We start from the raw sequence: 10,520 nt of genomic DNA, 5'->3' as shown, positions 1-10,520 counted from the left end.
ACGGAGTTCTGGGACGGCTCCGGCGCCGACCTCGAGGCGTTCCCCGACGAGTGGATCATGAGCGCGGACGACGTCGTCGACGCGGCGCTCGCCGGACTCGACGCCGGGGAGACCGTCACCATCCCGTCACTGCCGGACATCAGCGACTGGGAGTCGTTCGAGAAGGCGCGTCAGACGCTCGTCCCGAACGTGTCGCGGCGGGTCCCGGCCGCGCGCTACCGCGGCTGACCGCCGCTCCGGCTCCGGTTTCCGGAGTCCCTTTTGCGGCAACGGCACGGCCGCTGCTTCGCGCGGCCGATGCGTCCTCCGGCGTGGGGGAGGACCGACACGCTCGGCCTCCTCCCCTTGCCCGTACAAACAGCCAGGGCCCGGCACTGCAACTGGCGGCGGTCATGTGTGCTGCAAGCTGCTGCGCACCGTCGGCTGCCCCTCCACGCGGTCCGCCTTCCATGGCGGAGGGGCACCGCGCCCATCAGGCCGGTCACCGCGTACACGGAACTCGCGGAAGCCCGCCACCCCGCAGCCCCCACTCACCCTTGATCTGAGGAAACACCCATGCTCAACGCCCTGTGGAACCCGATCGTCGCCGGGGAGATCTCCCTGCCGCACCGGCTGGCCATGGCCCCCCCTGACCCGGAGCCGGTCCACCCCGAACGGCGTGCCGACCGAGCTGAACGCCGAGTACTACGCCCAGCGCGCCGCGCACGCCCTCATCATCACCGAGGGCACCCAGCCCAACGCCGACGGCCAGGGCTACACGCTCACCCCCGGCATCTTCACCGAGGAGCACATCGACGGGTGGCGCAAGGTCACCGACGCCGTCCACAAGGCCGACGGACGCATCGTCATCCAGCTCATGCACGCCGGACGCATCGCCCACCCCGACAACACCCCCCACCACCGGCAGCCGGTCGCTCCCTCCGCGGTCCAGCCGGCAGGCGAGATGTTCACCGCGTCCGGCCTCCAGGAGATGCCGGTACCGCGCGAACTGTCCACCGAGGAAGTCGCCGCCACGGTCGACGACTACCGCCGCGCGGCGGCGGCCGCCATCGCGGCCGGCGCCGACGGCGTCGAGATCCACAGCGCCAACGGCTACCTCCCGCACCAGTTCCTCGCCACCAACACCAACCAGCGCACCGACCGCTACGGCGGCTCCATCGACAACCGCATCCGCTTCGCCGTCGAGATCGCCACCGCCGTGGCCGACGAGATCGGCGCCGGCCGCACCGGCATCCGGATCTCCCCCGGCAACCCATACAACGACATCGCCGAGAGCGACACCCACGACCTGTACCCCGCCCTCGTACGCGCTCTCGCCCCCCTCGACCTCGCCTACCTGCACGTCCTCCACGGCGGCGACGACGAACCCCTGCACACCCTCCGCAAGCTGTGGCCGAACACCTTGGTTCTCAACCGGGCCGGCACCGACATCGCCACCCGCGCCCAGGACGTCCAGGACGGCATCGCCGACATCATCACCGTCGGCACGATGGCCCTCGCCAACCCCGACCTCGTCGAGCGCGTACGCATCGGCGCGCCCCTCAACACCCCCGATCCCGAGACCTTCTACGGCGGCGGCGAGGCCGGCTACACCGACTACCCCACCCACACCGCCTGACAAACCCCGGCCATACCGGTCCTGGTGCAGGAGGCCGTAGTCGGTGTTGGCGTCGACCGGTTCGCACCAGATCCCCGGACGCCACCCGGGTCCACCTCCCGGAAGGTGACGCCTTCCGGCTCCCGGGCCATGAGGAACGTACGAGGTCCTGACCGGCGAGGACGAGGAGTTCGCCGCCCGCGTCAAGGACGCCGGAATCGACACGGCGACCGCGGTGGTCCCGGGAGGCCGGCACTCGTACCTCTACGGCGCAGGCCGCATTCCGGAGACCGACACCGCCATCACACAGTGGCGACCGGCAAGAGCTACCACGACTACCCGACCCGGCCCGGCCTGCGCGCGCCCGGTTCCCTCGACGTCGCCGGCATACCGACCCCATCTCGGCATCTGTACCCACACGGAACCAGTGAGGACATGACAAGCAACAGCGACACCGGCACCGACATCCGCCCGTTCCGCATCGACATCGCGCAGGCCGACCTGGACGATCTACGCGACCGTCTCGGCCGGGTCCGGCTGCCCGACGCGATCCCCGGCACGGGGTGGGAGATGGGTGTCCCGGTCGACCACCTGGCCGAGTTGGCCGAGTACTGGCGTACCACTTTCGACTGGCGCGTCTGGGAGAAGCGGCTGAACGAACTGCCGCAGTTCACCACCACGATCGACGGCCAGAACATCCACTTCCTGCACGTCCGCTCACCCGAGCCCGACGCGACCCCGCTGGTCCTCACCCACGGCTGGCCCGGCTCGTTCCTCGAGTTCCTGGACGTCATCGGCCCCCTCTCCGACCCGCGCGCACACGGCGCCGACCCCGCTGACGCCTTCCACCTGGTCATCCCGTCCATGCCCGGATTCGGGTTCTCCACCCCGGTCACCCAACGAGGCTGGGAACCCACTCGGATAGCCGGCGCCTGGGCGCAGTTGATGGCCCGACTCGGCTACGACCGCTACGGAGCCCAGGGCGGCGACTGGGGCTCGTTCGTCTCCCAGGCACTGGGCCACGTCGATGCCGGCCACGTCATCGGCGCGCACGTCAACTTCCTGCCGTCCGACCCCGTCGGAACGCCCACGGAACTCGATCGCCTCAGCCAGGACGACAAGGCCCGATACGACCGCAACCGGAGAAGGTGGGACGACGAGTTCGCCTACTTCCTCCTTCAGTCGACCCGGCCGCAGACCGTGGGGTTCGCGCTGGCCGACTCTCCGGCCGGGCAACTCGCCTGGATCGCCGAGACGTTCCAGAAATGGACCCACAATCCCACCGGCCGCCCCGGGGGCGCGGTCGACCGCGACCTCATGCTCGCCGACGTCACGCTGTACTGGCTGACCAACACCGCAGCCTCATCGGCCCGCCTCTACTACGAGGTCGCCCACTCGGACGCAACCAGCTCATCGAGCTACCCTCTGCACTCACCCACCCCGCTGGGCGTCGCCATCTTCCTGAACGACTCCCTCCTGCCCATCCGTGCCGTCGAGGAACGCGACCACATCGTGCACTGGACCGAGTTCGACCTCGGGGGCCACTTCGCCGCCATGGAACAACCCGAACTCCTCGTCGGCGACATCCGCACCTTCTTCCGCGAACTGCCCCACTGAGGAAGTTCCATCGTGGTTCATGCAGGTCAACGGCCCAGGTGTGACGAGGCGTCGGGGTGCTGGCGCAGCTCATCACGGTGATCGTTGCGGGAGATCATCGGTCACCGAGCCACCTGGTGGTGCGTCAGCGCCAGTTGGCGCACGGCGGTCACGAGGGCGCACTGTGGACGTCACCGCCGGAGGGGTCATCCACGGCCGGACGGAAGCAGGGGGCCACGGCGGCGGCTCACTCCTTGGCCTTGTCCTGTGTGCCGCGGATGAGTTCCGCCTCGTCGGGTGCCAGAGGTCGGCCGTTCTCGGCTGCGACCTGAGCCAGAAGGAGTTCTCCGGTGTGGGCAACGTGCCGTCGCATCGCCTCGGCGGCCGCGGCCGGGTCGCGATCGGCGAGCGCGTCGAGGATGGGCAGGTGCTCGGCGGCGATGTCGGCGAGTGAGCGGGTGCGGTCGACGGTGGAGGCGCCGACCGTGGCGATGGTGTCGCGCAGATGGGCGACTGTCGTGACGAGCAGAGAGTTGCCCCCGGCGGTGAGGACGAGCGCGTGGAAGGCTCGATCGTGGGCCATGAAGCGGGCTTCGTCGTGGTCGGCTGCCGCCGCACCCATGTCCGCCAGTTCCCGCCGCAGGCCGTCGATCAGGGCGGGATCGACGTGCTGGGCCGCCAGTCGGGCGGCGGGCACCTCCAGCAACAGACGCAGGTGGAAGACCTCGGCGATCTGCCGGGGCTCGCGCCGTACGACCCTGAAGCCGCGGTTGCGCTCGATCCGCACCAGGCCGAGATCGGCCAGTCCCAGCAGCGCCTCGCGTGCCGGGGTACGGGAGACGTTCAGCCGGTCCGCGAGTTGGCTGACGGAGTACAGCTCACCGGGCCGCATTTCTCCGGTGACTATCGCTTCCTTGACCACCTCGGCGATCTGCGTACTCAGATTCGCGTTACCGGCGATCTCCCGCACCCTGGGCCTCCTGCTCGCTCGTACTCCCGGCGCCTCGCTACGCCGCACCTGACATGTTACGTGTGACATGCCTGGGCCTAGTTGACGTGAGCGCGCAGCCCGAGCCGCATCATTCGAGGCGGGATGCGAGAAGTTCGGCCAGGTGGACACCCTCGCGGGCTCCGAGGTCGGACAGCTGAGTGCGGCAGGAGAACCCGTCGGTCAACACCACGGCGTCGGGACCCGCTTCGCGTACGGCCGGCAGCAGGGCGCTCTCGGCGATGGCGACGCTGACGTCGTAGTGGCCGCGTTCGGTGCCGAAGTTCCCGGCCTGTCCGCAGCAGCCCCCGACTCTCCGTACCGTGCTCCCAGCCCTTGTGAGCAACTCGCGGTCGTGCTCCCAGCCCATGACGGCATGCTGGTGGCAGTGCGGCTGGGCGACCACACGCACGCCGTCCAGGTTCGGTGGTTCCCACCCGGCGCGCGAGGCGAGGTGCTCGGCGAGCGTGCGGACGCCACGCGCCACCTCCTGTGCGGCGGGATCACCAGCGAGCAGTTCGAGGGCGTCGGAGCGGAAGACGGCGGTGCACGACGGTTCCAGGCCCACCACGGGTATGCCGTCCGCGACCAGCGGACGCAACTGCGCCACGGACCGGCGCAGTATCCGCCGCGCCGTGTCCAGACGGCCGGTGGAGATCCAGGTCAGGCCGCAGCACAGCTTCTTCCGGGGAATGCGGACCGCGAATCCGGCATGCTCCAGCACTCGTACGGCGGCGATGCCCACCTGTGGGGTGAAGTGGTCGGTGAACGTGTCGACCCACAGGAGCACCGGATCGCCCGGGTCGCCGACGCGATCGCGTTCGCGCCGGTGCTCGCTGAACCAGCGCCGGAAGGTCTGGCGGGCGAACGGCGGCACACCGCGGCGCGGGTCCACTCCCGCCATGCGCTTGCCCGGTGCGGCCAGCGGACCGTACGTGGCACGGTTGACCAGTCCCGGCGCGAGGGAGGCGAGCCGCGACCAGGTCGGCAGGCTTCCCAGCGCGTAGTGCGCCGGCGGTCGTGGACGATGACGATATGCCTGGTAGAGGGCCTCGGCCTTGTACATGGCCATGTCGACGCCGGTCGGGCAGTCCGACGCGCAGCCCTTGCACGCCAGGCACAGATCCAGCGCCTCGCGTACGGCCGGCGCCCGCCAGTCGGGCACCAGTGAGCCGACCGCCATCTCCTGCAGCACTCGCGCGCGGCCCCGCGTGGAGTCCTTCTCGTCCCGGGTGGCCCGGTAGGAGGGGCACATCACCTCACCGTCCCCCGTCGGATCGGCGCGGCACTTGCCCACGCCGGTGCAGCGGTGAACCGCGGCGGTGAAATCCCCGGCGTCCTCCCGGTAGCCGAAAGCCAGGTCGGTGCGGATCGGGTGGGCCGCCGGGGTCCGCAGATCGGCGTCGAGCGGGCGGGGGCGCACGATGACCCCGGGGTTCAGGACGCCGGCCGGGTCGAACACGTCCTTGACGGCGCTGATCGCCCTCAGGGCCGCGGAGGAGTACATCAACGGCAGCAACTCGCCCCGGGCCCGCCCGTCACCGTGTTCGCCGGACAGGGAGCCGCCGTACCGGGCCACCAGCTTGGCCGCCTCGAGCAGGAAATCTCTGAAGACCACCGGACCGCGCGGCTCGGTCAGGGGGAAGTCGATACGGACGTGCACGCAGCCGTCACCGAAATGCCCGTACGGTGTACCGGTCAGCTCGTGATCCGTGAGCAGAGCCTCGAATTCCCGCAGATAGGCGCCGAGCCGCTCCGGCGGGACGGCGGCGTCCTCCCAGCCGGCGTGCGCGGCACGGCCGCGTTGTGAGCGGGCGGCCAGTCCGGCGCCGTCCTCTCTGATCCGCCACAGCGCGGCGGCCTGCGCCGGGTCGGTGATGATCCGGTGACCGCTCGCACCCGTGTCCGCCGCCACCACGGCGGACTGCCGCACGGCGAGGGCGCTCTCGTCGTCGTCGGACAGCTCGACGAAGAGCCAGCCGCCGCCCTTGGGCAGCGGCGGCACCGCGTCGGCGCCGCGCCGGGCGCGCACGACATCCACCATGCGGGCATCCAGCCCCTCCACCGCGACGGGTGAGTGGGCGAGGATGTGCGGGACGGCGTCGGCGGCCGTCGCCAGATCCGGATAGCCCAGCACCACCAGGGATGTCCGCGCCGGCACCGCGACCAACCGCACTGTGGCGCTCAGCAGTACTCCGCACGTGCCCTCGGTGCCGACCAGGGCACGTGCGACGTCGAATCCGCGCTCCGGCAGCAGGTGCTCGAGCGAGTATCCGGACACCTGCCGACCGAACCGCCCGAATTCGGTACGGAGGGGTCCGAGGTTGGCCCGCACCACCTCCTGCAGTTTCGACAGCGTCGGTGAGGACCGCGGGTCGGCCGAGCGGACGGCGGTGAGTCGCTCGCCGCCACCGGTGAGCACGTCCAGTTCGACGACGTTGTCGGCGGTGCGGCCGTAGCCCAGAGCGCGTGAACCGCAGGCGTTGTTGCCGATCATGCCGCCGATCGTGCAGCGGCTGTGCGTCGAGGGGTCGGGACCGAAACGCAGTCCGTGGGCGCCCGCGGCCCGCTGGAGATCGTCGAGTACGACGCCCGGTTCGACCACAGCCGTCCTGGACTCGGCGTCCACGTGGCGGATGCGGGTCAGGTGCCGGGAGAAGTCCAGCACCACGCCGCTGCCCACGGCGTTGCCGGCGATCGACGTGCCGGCGCCCCGTGCCGTCAGGGGGACGCCCAGTTCGTGGCATACCGCCAAGGCGGCCGCCACGTCATCGGCCCCCCTCGGGAAGGCGACGGCGGCGGGTACGACCCGGTACAGCGAGGCGTCGGTCGCGTATTCGGCTCTCCGGCGCGTCGAGGCGTCCACCTCCGTCACGCCCGCCGCGCGCAGGGTGGCGACCACCTCCTTCGGATCCATCTCCACCGTGTGCATGTCCGAGGGGGCTCCTGATGTCTCGTGGGGGGCCTTTGATGTGGGCAAGCAGTGCGTCCCAGGGGCGGGTGGCCAAGGAGCGGCGCAGGCTGTCGGAGTCGGCTGCACTGGCGGCCACGTGGGGGAGAGCGGTCGTCGGGCTGTGCGCGACCGGTCACTGGCTCGGGGGTGGGGCGGGCTCGCCGCCCTGGCCGGGTGGCTGACCGTGCGTGTGGCCGGGACCATGCGTGTGGCCGTGGCCGTGGCCGTGGCCGTGAGTCTGGGTGTGGGGGTGGCTGTGGACGTGGGTTTCTCCAGCGCCCACGCCGGGCACCGGGTCGCCGGCCCGCAGCGGTCGCTGCTCGAAACGTCCCTCGTGTGCCACGATCGGCCGGCGGTCGCCGGCCAGCTCCGGGTGGGCGTCCTCCAGACGCCGGCGCTCCTCGGCCGTGCGCCGCAGGTGGGTCACGTAGTCCCGATCGCCCTCGTAGGTGCCCCGCCAGGTCTGTGGCATCGACTCCGCGGACGGCGGCAGCTTCGCGGCGCCCGCGAGACCGAAGACGCTGGGAACCTTGGACGTCGGCGCTCCGCAGACCGGGCAGTCCGGCAGGGGCGCGGTGAAGGACTGGATGACCTCGTGGCGGTGGCCGGACGGACACTTCAGCTCATAGATGGCCATGGCCGCCTCACCAGTTGTCCAGCGAGCGGACGAGGATCCGCTCGATGTCCTCGTCCGTGACCGGCCGGGGAGCGGTGGCGAGCAGCCTCTGCTGCTTCATCGCCCCCTCGACCAGGTCGGGGACGTCCGACGAGGTGTAACCGACGCCGCCGATACCGTTCGGGATGCCGATGTCCTGCATGAGCTCCGTCAGGATGGCGGGCAGGAAGTCGGCGAGGTCCTTCGGCCTGTCGGCGGTCGGGTCCAGCAACTCGGCGGCGCGCACGTGCCGTTCCGGCCGGGCGGAGTAGGTGAACCTGAACGCCTCCGGTGCGGTGAGCGACACCGACATGCCATGGGGCACCATCGGCTCGTGCACCGCGTAGCCGGGCGGCCGGAACTCCTTGACCCGCCCGGCGATCGGATAGGCGTTGGCGTGCGGGATGTGGACTCCGGCATTGCCGAACCCCAGTCCGGCCATCGTCGCGGCCAGTGCCATGTCCACGCGCGCCGCCATGTTCTCGCCGTCGCGCACCGCCGACCGGAACGAGCGGCACAGCAGTCGGAGCGCCTGCTCGGACCACATGTCGGAGATGGGGTTGGCACCGCAGTAGGGCACCCGCTGCTCGGGCGTCTTGCGGTCGTAGGAGTCGTACGGTCGAGCGGTGTAGCTCTCCAGCGCGTGGCAGAGGATGTCCATCCCGGACGAGGCGGTGACCTCGGGGGGCTGGGTGACCGTGAGCGCAGGGTCCACGACAGCCAGCGTGGGCCGCAGCCAGGCGTGACTGATGCCGGTCTTCACCTTCAGCGAGAGCACGTCCAGCACGCAGATCGTGGTGCTCTCCGAACCGGTACCGGTCGTGGTGGGCACCGCGACCAGCGGCTTGAGCGGTTGGGCGGGGGCCTTGGCAGCGCCCACGGGCGCGTTGATGTAGTCCATCAGCTCACCGGTGTTGGTGGTGAGCAGGTTGACGGCCTTGGCGGTGTCAATGCTGGAACCGCCGCCGACGGCCACGAACGCGTCCCAGGGCCCCGAACCTCGGGCATGGTCGATGGCCTGCCGCAGGCTGGCGTCCGTGGGCTCCACGTGTACGCCGTCGAACACGTGGGCTTCGACACCGAACTTCGCCATCTGTTCGGCGACCCGCTGAGGGTGCCCGGTGGCGGCGATCTGGGGATCGGTGACGATCAGGACCCGCTTCGCCCCCAGGCGGGCCAGATCGAACCCGATCTCATCGCTGGCTCCCGCCCCGAACTTCAGGGCCGGCGAACCGTAGGTGAAAACCGTCTCCGTGGACGTGTCCGGAATCATGAGTAGTAGCCGTCCGGGGCCCGGCGCATGGAGCGCAACTGCTCGGCGTCATGACCGAAGACGACCTGGGCGTTCGACTGCTCGGCCAGGCCGCGGATCTTCTCGACCGAGCCGTACCAGGCCGACAGGTCGTTGACGATGGCCGCCGGTATGGCAGGGGGGCCGTAGGAGTCGCCCATGTAGACGGCGTCCGACGTGAAGATCATCGAACCGGTCTCCGGCAGGTCCACCTTCATCGCCATGGTCCCCGGTGTGTGCCCCGGGGCCTCGATCAGGGTGACCCCCGGAAGGATCTCGGTGTCGCCCGAGACGGTCTCGAAGTCGAGTCCCTCGTAATCCGCCTTCAGGTGTGCCCCGTTGAAGGCGCCCTCGTAGCCGAAGGCCCACTTCTGTTCTTCCGCGTGGCACACAAGCCGCGCGCCGGTGCCGGCGAACATGTTCACGTTCCCGGTGTGGTCGAAGTGAAGGTGCGACAGCACGACGTAGTCCAGCCGCTCGGGGCTTACGCCGAGCCGGCCCAACTGGGCGTCGAGGTACTGATCGTCACTCACCTGGTCGTAGGGGAAGAACTCCTGCAGCCCGGTCGGTTCCCACCGGGTCTCCCAGTCGCGCGGGCAGCTGGTGTCCCAGAGAAGTGTGCCTTCCGGTGTCTCCACGAGAACGGCGTGGGTCGTGCAGGGATACCACTCGACCGGCCGGTCGCGGTCGGCGCGGGAGCGCATGGTGCGGCCCGGCTTCAGCAGCAGCCAGGCCAGATCGCAACTCATGGCCCCGCAGTCCAGGACATGCACTTTGGTCGGCGCCATCGGACCTCCTGTTGTCCTTGTTGTCCGATCCGTACGAATGGGTTGAGTGTGATGTGTTGCATGCAACACGTCAAGTGCCCAAGCCGACTTGGATTTCTGTTGATCGCGGACGAGGTCTCTCCCAGGCCGCTGAGCCACGCTTTCAAGGAACAGGGAAGTTCCATCGTGGTTCGTGCAGGTCAACGGCCCTGGTGTGATGAGTCGTTGGGGTGGTCGCGCAGCTCATCACTGATCGGTGCGGGGAGACCATCGGTCACCGAGCCACCTGGTGGTGCGTCAGCGCCAGCAGGGCCCGTACCAGCGCGGTCGCGTGCTGCGGATGCATGCGCAACACCATGAGGTTCTGGGCCCTGTCCCCACCCTTCGCGGGCCTACCCTTCGCGACCGACGGGACGGGAGACCGGCTCGAGGGCGAGGAGGGCCGCAGCCGCTGGATGACCCTGCACACCGTGGCAGGGGAGACCCCGAACAGCGGCGCGAGCTGCCGCATGGTCAGGTTCGTCCGGTAGCAGACAGCCACCACCAGTACCCGGTCGCCAATCGGCAGACACCATGGACGGCCGATCCGCGGCCCGTCGCCACCCCGCTCCCGCACCGCTTTCAGCAACCGCTCGAACTGCTTCATCCGCAGTCCCGTGAACGTCTCCACCCA

General features: G+C 70.0%; 7 protein-coding genes and 2 pseudogenes. 3 read left to right on the top strand and 6 right to left on the bottom strand.

The features are described 5' to 3' along the window. The 3 genes and pseudogenes from AB0I77_RS47450 to AB0I77_RS47440 form a co-directional block, all read left to right on the top strand. The coding region (locus AB0I77_RS47450) for a hypothetical protein (RefSeq protein ID WP_363289177.1) at positions 1 to 228 on the top strand (228 nt) is incomplete at its 5' end. Positions 229 to 555: 327 nt separating this feature from the next. Next, positions 556 to 1,618 (top strand): annotated as a pseudogene (locus tag AB0I77_RS47445) (alkene reductase). A gap of 414 nt (positions 1,619 to 2,032) precedes the next feature. Beyond that, positions 2,033 to 3,214 (top strand): epoxide hydrolase family protein, encoded by a 1,182-nt coding sequence (locus AB0I77_RS47440; RefSeq protein WP_363289176.1) that lies wholly within the window; start codon positions 2,033 to 2,035, stop codon positions 3,212 to 3,214. Positions 3,215 to 3,440: 226 nt separating this feature from the next. Here the strand turns inward: AB0I77_RS47440 and AB0I77_RS47435 are convergent, their stop codons facing one another. The 6 genes and pseudogenes from AB0I77_RS47435 to AB0I77_RS47410 all read right to left on the bottom strand — a co-directional run. Continuing rightward, positions 3,441 to 4,163 carry a GntR family transcriptional regulator gene (locus AB0I77_RS47435; RefSeq protein ID WP_363289175.1) on the bottom strand — a complete coding sequence of 241 codons (723 nt, stop codon included), beginning with the start codon at positions 4,161 to 4,163 and terminating at the stop codon, positions 3,441 to 3,443. A 109-nt stretch (positions 4,164 to 4,272) separates the two neighbouring features. After that, a complete protein-coding gene (locus tag AB0I77_RS47430; protein WP_363289174.1) occupies positions 4,273 to 7,113 on the bottom strand; it encodes an FAD-linked oxidase C-terminal domain-containing protein in 2,841 nt (946 codons plus the stop codon). Positions 7,114 to 7,267: 154 nt separating this feature from the next. Beyond that, positions 7,268 to 7,771: a zinc ribbon domain-containing protein gene (locus AB0I77_RS47425; protein ID WP_363289173.1), complete on the bottom strand. Its 504-nt coding sequence runs from the start codon at positions 7,769 to 7,771 to the stop codon at positions 7,268 to 7,270. A gap of 7 nt (positions 7,772 to 7,778) precedes the next feature. Next, positions 7,779 to 9,062: a hydroxyacid-oxoacid transhydrogenase gene (locus AB0I77_RS47420; RefSeq protein WP_363289172.1), complete on the bottom strand. Its 1,284-nt coding sequence runs from the start codon at positions 9,060 to 9,062 to the stop codon at positions 7,779 to 7,781. Further along, positions 9,059 to 9,868 (bottom strand): N-acyl homoserine lactonase family protein, encoded by an 810-nt coding sequence (locus tag AB0I77_RS47415; RefSeq protein WP_363289171.1) that lies wholly within the window; start codon positions 9,866 to 9,868, stop codon positions 9,059 to 9,061. Before AB0I77_RS47415 ends, AB0I77_RS47420 begins: the two co-directional genes overlap by 4 nt. Positions 9,869 to 10,260: 392 nt before the next feature. Next, positions 10,261 to 10,493 (bottom strand): annotated as a pseudogene (locus AB0I77_RS47410) (transposase family protein); the annotation flags it as partial. Between the last annotated feature and the right edge of the window lie 27 nt (positions 10,494 to 10,520).

Source organism: Streptomyces sp. NPDC050619 (genome assembly GCF_040654815.1).
Taxonomy (GTDB): Bacteria; Actinomycetota; Actinomycetes; order Streptomycetales; family Streptomycetaceae; genus Streptomyces.
Note: the sequence above shows the minus strand (reverse complement) of the source record. Positions and strands in the feature narration are given on the sequence as shown.